Consider the following 15,449-nt stretch of genomic DNA (forward strand, 5'->3'; position numbering starts at 1 on the left):
GCGCAAGCGATGAAGCGGTGGTTGGGCAAGGCGGAGACAACGCTTGGAAACCACAGCGACCGCCTGAACGCCATCAACATCTTTCCGGTAGCCGACGGGGACACCGGAACCAACCTCTACCTCACCGTCCGCGCCGCAGCCCGCGCGCTCCAGGACGTAGCCACCGACACGGCTGCCTTGCCGCAGCTGGACGCCGGCCCTGCGCTGCATGTCGTGGGCCCGCCCGACCCGGCCCAGAACGACGTCGGGGCTGTCCTGGCCAGGGCAGGCCAGGCCGCCATGGAGCAGGCGCGGGGCAATTCCGGAACGCTCTTCGCAGTCTTCCTGTGCGCCGCCGCCGAACCTTTGGCCGGGCATCCGCGACTCAGTTCGCCCCTGCTGGCCGCCGCCCTCAACCGTGCCCAGATCCGGGCGTGGTCCGCCTTGAGTGACCCGGTTTCCGGCACCATGCTTTCCGTGATGGAAGCAGCAGCCCGCGCCGCTGCCGCCGTCGACGCCGAGCACGACGGCGACGACAGCAACCACACCCTGGGCCTGGCGCTCGACGCCGCCGTCGAGGCCGCGCTGGCCGCCGTGGTGCACACCGAGGACCAGCTTGAGGCCCTGCACACCGCCCACGTGGTGGACGCCGGCGGGGTTGGGATGCTGTTGGTCCTGGACTGCCTGCGCTCCGCCGTGCTGGGCGAGGAACTCCAGGACCAGTTGCTCGACGGCCTGCATGGCTATGACGTCCAGGACCCGCACATCCACGTGGACATGCCGGGGGATGACGGCGTCGAAGTCATGTGCACCATCACGCTCTCGCCGCTGGACGCGGCCACCATGCGGCAACGGCTGGACGAGATGGGCGAGTCCGTCATCATGAGCCAGGTGGGCGGCGACGCCAACGCCGAGGGCGCCTACCGGTGGCGGGTGCATGTCCACGTGCCCGACGCCGCGCCCGCCGTCGCCCTGATCCGCTCGCTGGGCGAACCCTCGGACATCAGCGTCAGCGAGTTGGCGCTGCCCCGGGACGCTGATTCTCCTCCCTTGGAAGCAGTTCCTGCCGCAGACCCCCGCAGCGCGGACCTCGACGGACATGAACGCTGAACTTGAACTAGGCCTGGAGCGCCGCATCGGCAAGCGCTCCGCGGCCGTGATCGAAAAGCACCTCGGCATCACCACAGTCGGCGGGTTGCTGAACTATTTCCCTCGCCGGTACATGATCCGAGGCGAGCTGACCCCCATCAGCGAGGTCCCGCTGGACGAGGAAGTAACCTTGATCGCCCGCGTGCTCTCCAACAGCACCCGCGCCATGCGCGCCCGGCGCGGTTCGCTGACCGACGTCGTAATTACCGACGACGCCGGCACCCTGAAGGTGAGCTTTTTCAACGGTTTCCGCGCCCGAGCCGAGCTCCAGCCGGGCCGGCGCACCCTGTTCTCCGGCAAGGTGACCCGCTACGGCGGCTCCCTCGGCCTGACCAACCCCGAGTTCCAGTTGCTGGATGAGGATCCCGACGTCCCGGGCATGGACCCGGAGAAGCTCGCGGCGATGCCCATCCCGGTCTACCCGGCCACCGCCAAGCTGACCAGCTGGTCCATCCAGAAAGTTATTTCCACGCTGCTGGAAACCGCCGACCTGAACAGCCTGGATGACCCGCTGCCCGCCGACATCTCCGCGCGGGAAAAATTCCTGCCGGTCGCGGACGCGTACCGGCTGATCCATGCCCCGGAGACGGCGGCGGACTGGCGGCGTGCCCGGGACCGTTTCCGCTACCAGGAGGCGCTGGTGCTGCAATCAGCCCTGGCCCGGCGCCGCGCCCAGCTCGCCGCGGAGGAAGCGACGGCGCGCCGTCCCGCCGCGGACGGCCTGCTGGCTGCGTTCGACCGCCAGTTGCCCTTCACCCTGACGGCGGGCCAGGCAGCTGTTGGCAAAACCCTGTCCGAGGAACTGACCCGGGACTCGCCGATGAACCGGCTGCTGCAGGGCGAGGTGGGCTCCGGCAAGACGATCGTCGCCCTGCGCGCCATGCTGCAGGTGGTCGACGCCGGAGGACAGGCGGCGCTGCTGGCGCCCACCGAGGTGCTCGCGGCGCAGCATTTCGAGTCCATCCGCCGCACGCTCGGACCGCTTTCCCGGGACGGATTGCTCGGCGGCCTCGGCCCGGACTCCGTCCAGGTCACGCTGCTGACCGGCTCGATGCCCACCGCCGCCCGGAAGCAGGCCATGCTGGACGCCGCGTCGGGGACCGCCGGAATCGTGATCGGCACGCACGCCCTGCTCAGCGAGAACGTTTCCTTCTACGACCTAGGGCTGATCGTCGTGGACGAGCAGCACCGTTTCGGCGTCGAGCAGCGTGATGCGCTCCGGTCCAAGGCCAGCAAGCCGCCCCACCTGCTGGTCATGACCGCCACGCCCATCCCGCGCACCGTCGCCATGACCGTGTTTGGCGACCTGGAGACCTCGGTGCTGGACGAACTGCCGGCGGGCCGTGCCCCGATCTCCACCCACGTGGTGGGCCTGGCCGAACACCCAGCCTGGGCCACCCGGATCTGGACCCGTTCCCGCGAGGAGATCGACGCCGGCCACCAGGTTTACGTCGTCTGCCCCAAAATCGGCACCGACGACGACGGCGACTTCAGCCCCGGCGAGGCCGAGCCCACCGACGCCGACCTGGCCGACAACGGAGCCCGGGAACTCGCCTCGGTGACCGGCGTCGTCGAACTCCTGCGCGACGAACCGGCGCTGGCCGGCGTACCCGTGGCGCCGCTCCACGGCCGGCAGGATCCGGTCCTGAAATCGGAAACCATGGCCTCGTTCACGGCCAACCAGACCAAGCTACTGGTCTCCACCACCGTGATCGAGGTGGGAGTGGACGTGCACAACGCCACGCTCATGGTGATCCTGGACGCGGATCGCTTCGGCATCTCCCAGCTGCACCAGCTCCGTGGCCGGGTGGGCCGCGGCGGGCTGCCGGGAACCTGCCTGCTGGTCACCACCCTGGAACCTGAGCATCCCAGCCGTCGCCGCCTGGACGCGGTTGCGGCCACCACGGACGGCTTTGAGCTCTCCCAGGAGGACCTCAAGCTGCGCCGCGAGGGCGACATCCTGGGCGCGTCCCAGTCGGGCGGCCGCTCGACGCTGAAGCTGCTGCGGGTCCTGGAGCACGAGGACCTGATCGCCCGCGCACGGCAGGACGCCCAGGCGATCATCGGCGCCGACCCGGACCTGGCCCGGCACACGGGACTGGCCGCGGCAATCGACGACTACCTCAACCCGGAGAAGGAGGCGTTCCTTGAACGCGGCTAGGACACGAAGCAAGGCCGGGCTTATCGCGTCCGGATCGGAGCGGCAGGCATGAGCCGCATCATCGCCGGGGCCGCCGGCGGCACACCGCTGGTCAGCGTCCCTGGCTCCCTGACGCGGCCCACGACGGATCGGGTGAAGGAAGCGCTCTTTTCCAGGCTGGACGCCTTCGAGGTCGTTGCCGACGCGCGGGTGCTGGACCTTTACGCCGGCTCCGGTTCACTCGGCGTGGAAAGCGCCAGCCGGGGCGCGCTGGCCGTGGACCTGGTGGAATTCGACGGTAAGGCCAGCGAGGTCTGCCAGCGCAACGCGGACCTGGTCAATACCGTGGCGCGGCGCAAAGTGGTCTCCGTGCACCGTTCGAAGGTCGAATCCTTCCTGGACCGCGCCGCCGAGGCAACCCGCTGGGACCTGGTGTTCCTGGACCCGCCCTATCCGCTGGACGAGGTCGCGCTGGCCGCGGTGCTCGCCAAGCTGCTTCCGCACCTGGCCGAGGGCGCCGTCGTCGTGGTGGAACGCTCCGCCCGCACCCCGGAGCCGTCCTGGCCCGAGGGCATGGAGCGGTTCGCGGAGAAGAAATACGGCGAGACGCGGCTCTGGTTTGCCGAGCCCGGGGTCGAGGCCGCGGAGGCGGACACGCCCGGCGAACCGTCGGAGTAGATGCTGGTGCGTGGGGTCCCGTTGTGAGCGACTACGACACCAGACTCGTTAACCTTTACGACCAGGACAATCCGGATGGCCCGGACCACGACTTCTACCGCTCAATTGCTGACGACTGTGAGGCGGAGTCCATACTCGACGTTGGGTGCGGGACCGGCATTCTGACAGTGACTTTTGCCCGGGAAGGACGCACTGTTGTCGGCGTGGACCCGTCGGCTGCGATGCTTGCTTTCGCGCGGCGTCGGCCAGGAGCAGCCGGCGTGGACTGGATCCTGGGCGACAGCCGCGCCATCCCTCCGATGCAATTCGACTTCACGGTGCTTACGGGCAACGTCCTCCAGCACATCCTCGATCCGGAGTGGCAGCGCACCTTGCGGGATCTCCACGCTGATCTGCGGGCGGGTGGAGTACTGGCCTTCGACAGCAGGAACCCCGCAGCCCGGGCATGGGAACGCTGGGCGTCGCAGGAGCGCTCCCGCCGCGACACCCCGCATGGGCCGCTTGACGAGTGGGCAGAGGTGTCAGAGCCCGAAGATGGCGTTGTCACAGCCAGGTTCCATAATCAGTTCCTGCGGACCGGTGAAAGAGTGACCGAGACGGCGCGCTTCGCCTTCCGCCACGTCGACAGCCTTCTCCGGCAGCTCGCCACAGCCGGCTTCGAGGTGGACGCCGTATACGGGGACTGGGCGCGCACTCCCTTCACCCCTGACGCCTCATTCATGGTCGTCACCGCGCGTGCCCGGTGACGGTTCCCTTCCGGCTCCTGCTACGTTCTAGGCATGCTCGTCGTCCTGCGTGGTAACTCCGGCTCCGGGAAGAGCACCGTAGCGGCAATGCTCCAAGAAGCCTTGGACGGTCCGACTGCGATCCTCAGCCAAGACTATTTCCGGCGAAGCGTGTACCGGGAACGAGAGCAGCAGAGCCTCGCCCACGCGGACCTTCTGGAAGCCGCAGCGGCTCACTGCCTCCGCGCCGAGCACCACGTCATCCTCGAAGGAATCTTCAACGCTGGGCGGTATTCGGCGATGCTCGAGCGCACCGCGGCCAGAAGCGGCGACTCGAGGTTTTTCGCCTACGACCTCACGTTCGATGAAACCGTCCGCAGGCATGCGATGCGGCCACAAGCGGCGAACTTCACCGTCGACGAGATGCGGTCCTGGTTCCACGGATGGCAGCCGCTACCGTTCGTACAGGAAGAGCGGATCGAAGCGGCGGAATCGGCCGGACAGATCGTGGCGCGCATTCTCGGCACGCCTGGCGGATAGCCGATCGACTGACGGCCAGTGGCCCGCCGGACCCTAGCCTCGGGGAATGGTGACCTCGGCGGCACGCATTTCTCTCCTGCGCTGAGCCTTGAGCGCGTGTCCAACCGCTACGCGGACAACCATATAGAGCACACCCAGGACCACTGCTAGCTGTCCCAGGATCCAAAAAATGCCTACCAACAGTCCAACATCCACAGAATTCTCCCCAACGATAGCGACGTGCGGCTGCTTTGGCCTTTGGCCAATATAGAGGACTGTCCCGCAGGCTTGGTTACGACTCTCGGGCAGCCCCGCACCAGCTAGTCCGAGAGCACGTCCAGTTCGACGCCGGAAAGTACCTTTGCCGGGTGCGGACCGCGGGCCGTGAGCGCCGCGGTCCAGGCATCGGGCCACGGGACCTGGGTCCCGGTCAGGATGATGTTGCCGGGGTGCCGGCCGGCGAACATGCCGGTCTCGGCGAAAGCCGCCACGTCAGCCATGGCCCGGCGCAATGCCGCCACCTGGCTCCGGACAAGGGTCAGGCCGGGCTCGTCGCCGACATTGACGATCAGGACGCCCCGAGGGGTCAGCCGGGCCGCTGCTTCCTGGTAGAAGCCGGCGCTGGCGATATGTTCGGGCGCCTCGGGGCCGGAGAAGATGTCCAGGATCACGACGTCGAAGCGCAGCTCCGCGGGCAGGGTTGTCAGCGCTTCGCGGGCGTCGCCAATCACGGTGTGCAGCTCCGTCCCCGCCGGCATCGGCAACTGCTGCAGCACGAAGTCCAGCAATTCGCGCTCCAGCTCCACCGCATACTGCACGGAGCCGGGCCGGGTCGCCTGGATGTAGCGCGCCAGCGTCAGCGCCCCGGCGCCCAGGTGGAGGGCGGCTATGGGTTCGCCCCACGGCGCCGCGAGATCCACGACATGGCCGATCCGGCGCAGGTACTCGTAAAAGATGTCGCCCGGGTCCGACAGGTTCACGTGCGACTGCTCGGCCCCGCCGATGCTCAGCACGAACCCGCCCTCGGTGAACTCGTCGGGCTCAATCACGGCGTGCTGGCCGGTGGTCCGCAGGAACCTCCTGGACGCCGGTCCAGCGTCCGGCGCTCCGTCCGTGCTCACAGCCTGTCCCGCAGGGTGGAAAGCCGCTCGGCGGCCTCCTCCAGCACGTAGGTCTTCTTGCAGAACGCGAAGCGGAGCAGGCTGCGGGTCCGCTCGGCGCCCTCGGCGTGGCAAAACACCGGGACAGGGATGGCGGCGACGCCCACCAGTTCCGGCAGCCGGCGCGCCAAATCCACCGAATCCGAAATCCCCAGAGGAGCGGTGTCCACGTTCACGAAGTACGTCCCCTGCGGGGTGAAGACCTCGAGTCCCGCCGCGCGCAGTCCTTCGCTGAGGATGTCCCGCTTGAGCCGCAGGGTGTCGGCAATGCCGGCGTAGAACTCGTCCGGCAGGCCCAGTCCCACCGCAATAGCGCTCTGGAAGGGGGTGCCGGAACTGTAGCTCAGGAACTGCTTGACCGTCCGGGCCGCGGAAACCAGGTGCTCGGGGCCGGACAGCCAGCCGATCTTCCAGCCGGTGAAGGAAAACGTCTTTCCCGCGGACGAGATCGTCAGGGTGCGCTCAGCCGCGCCGGGGATGGTAGCGATTGGCAGATGCGCTGTGCCGAAGGTGAGGTGTTCGTAGACCTCGTCGGTGATGATGACGGCGTCGTGCTGGGCCGCGAGCTCTACGACGCGTTCGAGCACCTCCCGCGGGAACACCGCGCCGGTCGGGTTGTGCGGATTGTTCACCAGCACCACCTTGGTGCGGCTGGTAAAGGCAGCGGCAAGGGCCTCGAGATCGGGCATGAAATCGGGGGCCAGCAGCGGAGCGGTGACGTGCGTGGCGCCCGAGAGACCAATGATGGCGCCGTAGGAGTCGTAGAACGGCTCGAAAGTCAGGACCTCGTCGCCCGGGCCCACCATGGCCAGCAGGGCCGCGGCGATGGCCTCCGTGGCTCCCGTGGTGACGATGATTTCCGTCTGCGGATCGGGGATCAGCCCGTAGAACCGCTCCTGGTGCAAGGAAATGGCTTCCCGCAGCTCGAGGATGCCCTTGCCCGGCGCGTACTGGTTGGCGCCTGCGGCGATCGCGGCCTGGGCGGCATCCTTGATCTCCGCCGGTCCGTCCTCGTCCGGGAAACCTTGGCCTAAGTTGATGGCTCCGGTCTTGAGCGCCAAGGTTGTCATCTCTTCGAAGATGGTGACGCCCAGGTCCCCGCCGGGGGAGAGGAGGTTCGCGCCGGTCGCGGCACGCTGCCAGGGCGCCAGGGGCTGTCCGGTCACTGGGTTCCTGCCTGGCCCGGGGCCTCTCCGGCGGCCTTGGAGGGACTGCTTGAGGTGGTGTCCGTGCGGCCGGTGAACTTGTCCATCGTCGTGTAGATGCCGAAAATCTTCCCGCCGACGAAATCCCAGGCCCGGACCGGCAGCAGGCCGCGCAGCACCTTGCCGAGCTGTGCCGTCGCCGGGGCGATCAGCTGCGGCTGGCCGGCCACGGTGGCCCGCCAGGCGCGGTTGACGGCGTCGTCCGGGGTCATCAGGGGCGTGAAGAGCGGACCGCGGGCGCCGGCGAACATGCCGGTGGAGATGTAGCTGGGGCAGAAGGTGGTCACCTTCAGGTGACTGTAGCCCTGCTGCTCGAGTTCCAGCCGCAGCGAGTCGCTCCAGCCGATAACCGCCCACTTGGAGGCGGCATAGACGCTCATCCGCGGGTTGGAGACGGTGCCGGCGGCCGAGGCGATGTTGAGGATGCGGCGCGGCCGGCCGGCGTCGGACATCATGGCGGGCAGAAACGCGTGGGTGACATACATCGGGGCGAGGGCGTTGATGTCCATGGTCAGGGCGATGTCACGGGCCGGTTCGTGCTCCCAGAACAAGGCGCCGCGGACAATGCCTGCGTTGTTGACCAGCAGGGTCAGCGGCCCCTCGGCCTGCGCCTCCGCAGCGGCCGCCGCAATGTCGTCCCGGCTGGCCAGGTCAACCCGGCGGACGACGGCGCGCGCACCGAGAGCGGAAACCTCCGCAGCGGTGCTCGCTAGGCCGTCGGCGTCGACGTCCCAGAGAATGACGGCGGCGGCGCCCTCACGTGCGGCGCGGAGCGCGTAGAGCCGCCCCATGCCCATGGCGGCTCCGGTCACGAGGACGACTCCGCCGGCAACGCTGAACGGCGCGGACGTGGCTGTAGAACTCTTAGATGCTGACATTCCGCCATGCTATCCCGGCCCGCAAGGCCCATGCGGTAGGTTCGGAGCATGAGACGCGCTGTATGCCCTGGCTCCTTTGACCCTATTCACAACGGCCACCTGGAAGTCATTGCCCGGGCCGCCAGCCTCTTCGACGAGGTCATTGTGGCCGTGTCCACCAACTACGCCAAGAAATACCGCTTCGGGCTCGAGGAACGGCTCGACATGGCAAAGGAGACCCTGGCGTCACTGCGCGGGATCGTGGTGGAACCTGTGGGGGAGGGGCTGCTCGCCGAGTACTGCCGGCAGCGCGGGGCGAACGCGATCGTGAAGGGCTTGCGCTCGTCTTCGGACTTCGATTACGAGTTGCCGATGGCCACCATGAACCGGCAGCTGACCGGCGTCGAAACGGTGTTCATTCCGGCCGAGGGCCACTATCTGCACCTGTCCTCCACGCTGATCAAGGAAGTCTTCACCCTCGGCGGCGACGTCTCGGACTTCGTGCCGAAGTCCGTGCTGAAACGCCTGCGGTCCGGCGAGCCGCTCCAGGATCCGCCGCGCAGAGGGTAAGCTTGATCGGTACTCGGCGGCCTGCTGCCGGTTGCGCGGCCCTGACCGGCCCCTTCGCGCGGTGCTCAACCGCGCGCTGCAGCCCGGTTTGAGTCCGTCCGGAAGATCAGGCTAAGATGGTACGTCGGTCATATGTTCAACAGGAGTTCTCATTAAACGAGATGCTAGTTCGCCCCTGGCGTTCGACGTCAAGGACCTCGGACGCAGTCCGGGAAGCATGCGGACACTGAAGGAACATGTACCCGCACCAAGTGACCTTGGTGTGGCGATCATTGGCGTGCAGGAAGGCTCGGATGTCGAGCTGGATCTGCGCCTGGAGGCCGTACACGAAGGAATTCTGGTATCGGGCACCGCGAACGTCGAAGTAACCGGCGAATGCGGTCGATGCCTGGATCCCCTTGCGTATGACCTTGAGGTCAATGTGCAAGAACTTTTCTTCTACGGGGATGCTGAATTCCCGGACGAAGAAGACGAAGAAGAGCAACGTCGAGTCGAGCACGATCTGATCGATCTTGAGCCGGTGTTGCGGGACGCAGTTGTCACCATGCTGCCGTTCCAGCCGGTGTGCCGGGAAGACTGCCAGGGCCTTTGCTCCGAATGCGGAGTTCGCCTGGAAGACGAGCCGGGGCATCACCACGAGGTCGTAGATCCTCGCTGGGCTGCCCTAGCTGACTTGGCTAAGCCTGACCGGCAAAACTGATTTGTAAGTGTTGGACTAGAGAGAAATGAGTTAGCCGTGGCTGTCCCGAAGCGGAAAATGTCTCGCTCGAATACCCGCGCCCGCCGCTCCCAGTGGAAGGCAACCGCCCCCCACCTGGTGAAGACCGTGGAAAACGGACAGGTTGTTTACAGCCTGCCGCACCAGGCAAAGGTCGTTACCGACTCTGCTGGCACCGCGCTGTTCCTTGAGTACAAGGGCCGCAAGGTCGCAGACGTCTAATCCGCCAACAGGCTGACTAAGATGTCTTCAACTGAAGAGCTTCTGAAGCGTCTCGGTGTCACTATTGACGCCGGGACGCTTCGTCTTGCTCTGACACACCGTTCCTACGCCTACGAAAACGGCGGCATCCCCACCAACGAGCGGCTCGAGTTCCTCGGCGACTCCATCCTGGGCTTCTCCGTGACCGACGCGCTTTACCGCGACAACCCCGAACTGCCCGAGGGCGATCTGGCCAAGCGCCGTTCCGCCGTCGTGAGCACCCGGGCGCTGGCCGGCATCGGCCGCAGCATCGGGCTGGGGGAGTACATCTACCTCGGCCAGGGCGAAAAGCTCACGGAGGGCAAGAATAAAGCCTCCATCCTGGCGGACACCATGGAGGCGCTGATCGGCGCCACCTACCTGTCCAACGACCTGGAAACCGCGCGCCAGCTTGTCATGCGCCTCGTCGGCCCGCTGCTCCAGGACGCCGCCGCGCTGGGCGCCGGCACGGACTGGAAAACCAGCATCCAGGAACTCGCGGCCAGCCGCCAGCTTGGCACGATCAACTACGCCGTCGAGGGCTCCGGCCCGGACCACGCGCGGACCTTCGAGGCGGTGCTGCGGATCGGCGGCAACGACTATGGCACCGGCTCGGGAAACTCCAAGAAGGAAGCCGAGCAGGAAGCAGCTGCCGACGCCTGGCGCCGGCTCTCCGCGCCTGCGCCCGCCCGGACCCCGGACCCGGCCCGGGCCGAGGCTGTACAGCCCAGCACCCACACCGGCAGCTAGGCGCCGCGTTGCCCGAACTGCCCGAGGTTGAAGTGGTCCGGCGCGGCCTGGTGAACTGGGTGCGCGGCCGGACCATCACCTCCGTCGAGGTGCTGGACCCGCGCTCCATCCGCAGGCACGCGCTGGGCGTCGAGGACTTTGCCGGGAACCTGGCCGGTGCCCGGGTGCTCGACGTCGTCCGCCGCGGCAAGTTCCTCTGGCTGCCGCTGGCGGACACCGCAGACGCCGGGGACGACGCAGGAATCGCCTCCGGGGACGACGCAGCGCCGGCGCCAGCCGTCGCGCTGATGGCCCACCTGGGCATGTCCGGCCAGCTGCTGATGCAGGACGCCGCCGTGACGGACGAGAAGCACCTGAAAATCCGGCTGCGGCTCAGTCCCGCGGCAGGCATGCCCGAACAGCTGCGGTTCGTGGACCAGCGCATCTTTGGCGGGCTCTTCCTCACCTCGCTGGTGCCCACGGCCGACGGCGGCCCCGGCGGACTTGCGGAGACGCCGCTGCCGCTGATTGCCGAGGAAGCCTCCCATATCGCCCGGGACCCGCTGGATCCGCACTTTTCCTTCGACCTGTTCTACCGGCGGCTCCGCTCACGCAAAACCGGCCTGAAGCGGGCGCTCCTTGACCAGGCGCTCGTCTCGGGAATCGGGAACATCTACGCGGACGAGGCGCTCTGGCTGGCCAAGCTCCACTACGCCCGGCCCACGGACACCCTCCGGCGGTCCGAGGCGCTGCGGGTGCTCGACGCCGCCCGCCAGGTCATGACGGACGCACTCGCCGCCGGCGGAACCAGTTTCGATTCGCTCTACGTCAACGTCAACGGCGCCTCCGGCTACTTTGAGCGGTCGCTGAACGCCTACGGCCGGGAGGGCCTGGAATGCCGGCGCTGTGCGGAGGCGGGAATCGTGAGCCTGATGAAACGCGAGCAGTTCATGAACCGGTCCTCCTACACATGCCCCGTCTGCCAGCCGCGGCCGCGGAACGGGCGCTGGTAGCCCGGCGGAACGCCGCAAATCCGCGGATTTCCGCCGTGTCCCAGTACATTTAGGGCAGGCAACAACCCCGCTGCCGCCATCCAGGAGAACCGAAACACCTTGCACCTCAAAAGCCTGACCGTCCGCGGATTCAAGTCGTTCGCCTCCGCGACGACCTTTGAGTTCGAACCCGGCGTCACCGCCGTGGTGGGCCCCAACGGCTCGGGCAAGTCCAACGTGGTCGACGCGTTGTCCTGGGTGATGGGTGAACAAGGCGCCAAGACGCTCCGCGGCGGCAAAATGGAAGACGTCATCTTTGCCGGCACCTCCGGCCGGCCGCCGTTGGGCCGCGCGCACGTCTCGCTGACCATCGACAACAGCGACGGCGCCCTGCCGATCGACTACAGCGAAGTGACGATCTCCCGCACCTTGTTCCGCACCGGCGGATCGGAATATGCCATCAACGGGGCCAGCTGCCGCCTGCTGGACATCCAGGAACTGCTCTCCGACTCCGGGCTGGGCCGTGAGATGCACGTGATCGTCGGGCAGGGGCAGCTGGACAAGGTCCTGCACGCCACCCCGGAGGACCGCCGCGGCTTCATCGAGGAGGCCGCCGGGATCCTCAAGCACCGTCGCCGCAAGGAAAAGACGGTCCGCAAACTCGAGGCCATGCAGGCAAACCTCGCACGGCTCAGTGACCTCACCGTGGAAATCCGGCGCCAGCTCACCCCGCTGGGCAAGCAGGCGGAAGTAGCCCGGCGAGCCCAGACCGTCCAGTTCGAGGTCCGGGACGCCCGCTCCCGGCTCCTTGCCGACGAATTGGTCCAGCTGCAGTCCGTGCTGGCCCAGGACGTCGCGGATGAGACCGCGCTCAAGGCCCGCCGCGCCGTCGTCGAACGCGAACTCGAAAGCGGCCGTCAACGGCAGGCCGGCCTGGAGCAACTCGCTGCCGAAGCCACCCCGAAGCTCAACGCCGCGCGGGACAACTGGTACCAGCTCTCGTCTGGCCGCGAACGGCTGCGCTCCCTCGGATCGCTCGCCGAGGAACGCCGCCGCCTGCTGGGGGCGTCCGACGCGGCCCCGGCCTCCGGCCGGGACCCCGAGCAGCTCGAGCAGCAGGCGGCCCGGGTCCGCGCGGAACAAGCCGGGCTGGAAGACCAGATCCTCCAACGGCGCAGCGCACTCGATGCCGCCACCGCCGCGAAACAGGACGCCGAAAGCGCAGCAGCGGCCGAGGACAAGCGTCTCGCCACCCTGCTCCGGGCCGCCGCGGACCGGCGCGAGGGACTTGCCCGGCTCGCCGGCCAAGTGGGTGCAGCGAGGTCCCGGGTCGAGTCCGCCCAGGCCGAACTTGGCCGGTTGCGGGACTCACAGAAGGCCGGCGAAGAGCGGCGCCGCGTCGCCCAGAGTGAATTCACTGCCCTCGAGTCGCAGGTGGCCGGCGTCGAGGACGGCGAGGAGACCCTCGACGCCGAATACGAAGCCGCAAGCATGGCCCTCGACGCCGTCGTCGCCGAAATCGACGCCCTCAAGGCGGCCGAACGCGACGGCGAGCGGGAACGCGACGCGCTGGTGGCACGCCGGGACGCCCTGCAACTCGGCCTGAACCGCAAGGACGGCTCGGAACGCGTCCTCACCGCCGGACTCCCGGGAGTGCTGGGTCCCCTTGCGGGCATGCTGAGCGTGCAGGCCGGCTACGAGGCCGCCATCGCCGCCGCGCTGGGCAGCTGCTCCGACGCCCTGGTGGTCCGCGACGCCGCGACCGCCGCCGAGGCCCTGCAGCTCCTCAAGGGCGACGACGCCGGCCGGGCCACGCTGCTGCTCGCCGACGCCTCCGGCCCGGGTGCTTCCTTGGCGCACGATATTGAGACAGGCCTCCCCGACGGTGCCCGCTGGGCCACCTCACTCGTCACGCCGGCCGCCGCAAGCATCAACGGCGGCACCGGGGTGCCGCTCGGCCGGCTGCTTGGGGACACCGCCGTCGTCGAGGACATCGACGCCGCGGCACGGCTCATTGCCGAGCACCCGGAGCTGACAGCCGTGACCCGGACCGGCGACGTGTTCACCGCACTGAGCGTCAGCGGCGGCTCAGCCACGGCGCCGTCCCTGCTTGAAGTCCAGGCCGCCGTCGACGACGCGGCCGAGCGGCTCGCAGCCGTCTGCGCAGAGCTGGAACGCAACCGCTTCGCCCTGGCCGCCGCGGAATCCCGCCGTGGCGCCGCCCAGGACCGTGCCGATGCCGCACTGGAAAAGCTGCACGACTCGGACGCCCGGCTCGCTGCCGTCGCCGAACGGCTTGGCCACCTCAACTCGGTGCTGCGCAGCGCCGTCGGCGAAAGCGAACGCCTCACCGCGTCGCTGGCCAGGGCAGAGGCAAACATCCAGTCGGAGCAGGAGGCGCTCGAGACCGTGGCCGCCCGGCTGGCCGCCGCCCAGGAGGCACCCACGGAGGAAGAGCCTTCGCCCGAACATCGTGACGCCCTGGCTGTGGCGGCGTCCGCCGCGCGCGCGGCCGAAATGGAGGCCCGCCTCACGCTGCGCAGCGCGGAGGAACAGCTGACCGCCACCCGCAACCGTGCCGCATCGCTGGAACGGGCCGCCGCCACCGAACGCCGCGCCCGCGAGGAGGCCGCCGAACGGGCCCGCCGCCGTCGGCTCCAGGCCGGCCGCGCCGCCGCCGTGGCCGCCGCCGTGGGGCAAGTGATCGGCTTCATCGACGTATCGGTGGAACTGGCGCGCCGTGAACGGGACCGCGCCGAGGCGCGCCGCGAGCAGATGGAGCGCGAACTGGCTGAGGTGCGCACCGGCAATGATGCCCTCGCCCGGGACCTGGCCGAGCTGACCGACTCCGTGCACCGGGACGAACTGGCCCGCGCACAGCAGCGCCTGCGGATCGAGGCCCTGGAGCTGCGCAGCGTTGAGGAGCTCGGACTGACCGCCGACCAGCTGGTGGCCGACTTCGGACCCGACCAGCCTGTGCCCCTGCCGGCCGGCGAATCCGGGGACAAGTGGGCAGCACTCCGCGCCCCCGTGGACGAGGATGGGCAGGAGATCATCGAGGGCAAACCCTTCGTCCGCGAGGAGCAGGAAAAGCGGCTGCGCAAAGCCGAGCGGGACCTCTCCGCCCTGGGCCGGGTCAACCCGCTCGCACTGGAGGAGTTTGCCGCCCTTGAGGAGCGCCACCAGTTCCTCAGCACCCAATTGGAGGACCTCAAGTCCAGCCGCAAGGACCTGCTGGACATCATCAAGGAGGTCGACGAACGGGTGCAGAAGGTCTTCGCCGAGGCCTTCGAGGACACCGCGGCCCAGTTCGTCCGGGTCTTCGCCCGGCTGTTCCCCGGCGGCGAAGGCCGGCTGGTGCTGACCGACCCCTCGGACATGCTCACCACCGGCATCGAAGTGGAAGCCCGGCCTGCCGGCAAGAAGATCAAACGGCTGTCCCTGCTCTCCGGCGGCGAACGGTCGCTGACGGCGGTGGCCCTGCTGGTCGCAATCTTCAAAGCCCGCCCCTCGCCCTTCTACGTCATGGACGAGGTGGAGGCAGCCCTGGACGACACGAACCTTGGCCGGCTCATCACCATCTTCGAGGAACTGCGCGAGTCCAGCCAGCTGATCGTCATCACCCACCAGAAGCGAACCATGGAGGTCGCGGACGCACTCTACGGCGTCACGATGCGCGGGGACGGCGTCTCCACCGTGATCAGCCAGCGACTGGGGGCCGAGGTCTGAAGCCCGGCCTGTGATGGCATCCCCGGACGGAGCCAGGGCTGCCGACGGGGCGTTTGGGG

Annotated in this window: 14 protein-coding genes; 11 read left to right on the plus strand and 3 right to left on the minus strand. The window is 68.3% G+C overall.

The window, feature by feature from the left end:
- Positions 1–9 precede the first annotated feature (9 nt).
- The 5 genes from AC1DK9_RS15020 to AC1DK9_RS15040 are packed head-to-tail and all read left to right on the plus strand — an operon-like array spanning position 10 to position 5,211.
- Positions 10–1,089: a DAK2 domain-containing protein gene (locus AC1DK9_RS15020; protein WP_476916550.1), complete on the plus strand. Its 1,080-nt coding sequence runs from the start codon at positions 10–12 to the stop codon at positions 1,087–1,089.
- Positions 1,079–3,289, plus strand: coding sequence for an ATP-dependent DNA helicase RecG (locus tag AC1DK9_RS15025; protein ID WP_476916421.1), 2,211 nt, complete (start codon positions 1,079–1,081; stop codon positions 3,287–3,289). Before AC1DK9_RS15020 ends, AC1DK9_RS15025 begins: the two co-directional genes overlap by 11 nt.
- A 48-nt stretch (positions 3,290–3,337) precedes the next feature.
- Positions 3,338–3,946: a 16S rRNA (guanine(966)-N(2))-methyltransferase RsmD gene (rsmD, locus tag AC1DK9_RS15030; protein WP_476916422.1), complete on the plus strand. Its 609-nt coding sequence runs from the start codon at positions 3,338–3,340 to the stop codon at positions 3,944–3,946.
- Positions 3,947–3,969: 23 nt separating this feature from the next.
- The gene (locus AC1DK9_RS15035) at positions 3,970–4,692 is read left to right on the plus strand and encodes a class I SAM-dependent methyltransferase (RefSeq protein WP_476916423.1); all 723 of its coding nucleotides are present in this window, start codon (positions 3,970–3,972) and stop codon (positions 4,690–4,692) included.
- A gap of 33 nt (positions 4,693–4,725) precedes the next feature.
- Complete coding sequence (locus AC1DK9_RS15040; protein ID WP_476916424.1) at positions 4,726–5,211, plus strand: AAA family ATPase; 486 nt, start codon at positions 4,726–4,728, stop codon at positions 5,209–5,211.
- A gap of 299 nt (positions 5,212–5,510) precedes the next feature.
- Here AC1DK9_RS15040 and AC1DK9_RS15045 read toward each other — a convergent pair whose 3' ends face one another.
- From AC1DK9_RS15045 to AC1DK9_RS15055, 3 genes are read right to left on the minus strand one after another with little or no spacing between them, the layout of a single operon-like run.
- Complete coding sequence (locus AC1DK9_RS15045) at positions 5,511–6,311, minus strand: spermidine synthase (protein WP_476916425.1); 801 nt, start codon at positions 6,309–6,311, stop codon at positions 5,511–5,513.
- Positions 6,308–7,516 (minus strand): aminotransferase class I/II-fold pyridoxal phosphate-dependent enzyme, encoded by a 1,209-nt coding sequence (locus AC1DK9_RS15050; RefSeq protein ID WP_476916426.1) that lies wholly within the window; start codon positions 7,514–7,516, stop codon positions 6,308–6,310. The genes AC1DK9_RS15045 and AC1DK9_RS15050 overlap by 4 nt, the downstream gene beginning before the upstream one ends.
- The gene (locus AC1DK9_RS15055) at positions 7,513–8,433 is read right to left on the minus strand and encodes an SDR family NAD(P)-dependent oxidoreductase (protein ID WP_476916427.1); all 921 of its coding nucleotides are present in this window, start codon (positions 8,431–8,433) and stop codon (positions 7,513–7,515) included. Before AC1DK9_RS15055 ends, AC1DK9_RS15050 begins: the two co-directional genes overlap by 4 nt.
- Before the next feature lie 48 nt (positions 8,434–8,481).
- Here AC1DK9_RS15055 and coaD point away from each other — a divergent pair, with 48 nt between their 5' ends.
- The 6 genes from coaD (at position 8,482) to smc (ending at position 15,390) form a co-directional block, all read left to right on the plus strand.
- The gene (gene coaD, locus AC1DK9_RS15060; protein WP_476916428.1) at positions 8,482–8,982 is read left to right on the plus strand and encodes a pantetheine-phosphate adenylyltransferase; all 501 of its coding nucleotides are present in this window, start codon (positions 8,482–8,484) and stop codon (positions 8,980–8,982) included.
- A gap of 175 nt (positions 8,983–9,157) precedes the next feature.
- Positions 9,158–9,682, plus strand: a complete 525-nt coding sequence (locus AC1DK9_RS15065) for a YceD family protein (RefSeq protein WP_476916551.1) — start codon at positions 9,158–9,160, stop codon at positions 9,680–9,682.
- Positions 9,683–9,718: 36 nt separating this feature from the next.
- Complete coding sequence (gene rpmF, locus AC1DK9_RS15070) at positions 9,719–9,922, plus strand: 50S ribosomal protein L32 (protein ID WP_056738282.1); 204 nt, start codon at positions 9,719–9,721, stop codon at positions 9,920–9,922.
- Between the two features lie 21 nt (positions 9,923–9,943).
- Complete coding sequence (rnc, locus tag AC1DK9_RS15075; RefSeq protein WP_476916429.1) at positions 9,944–10,690, plus strand: ribonuclease III; 747 nt, start codon at positions 9,944–9,946, stop codon at positions 10,688–10,690.
- A gap of 8 nt (positions 10,691–10,698) precedes the next feature.
- Positions 10,699–11,682: a bifunctional DNA-formamidopyrimidine glycosylase/DNA-(apurinic or apyrimidinic site) lyase gene (gene mutM / locus AC1DK9_RS15080; protein ID WP_476916430.1), complete on the plus strand. Its 984-nt coding sequence runs from the start codon at positions 10,699–10,701 to the stop codon at positions 11,680–11,682.
- Between the two features lie 99 nt (positions 11,683–11,781).
- Positions 11,782–15,390, plus strand: a complete 3,609-nt coding sequence (gene smc / locus AC1DK9_RS15085; RefSeq protein ID WP_476916431.1) for a chromosome segregation protein SMC — start codon at positions 11,782–11,784, stop codon at positions 15,388–15,390.
- Positions 15,391–15,449: the final 59 nt, after the last annotated feature.

Source organism: Arthrobacter sp. 01T414, from assembly GCF_056398965.1.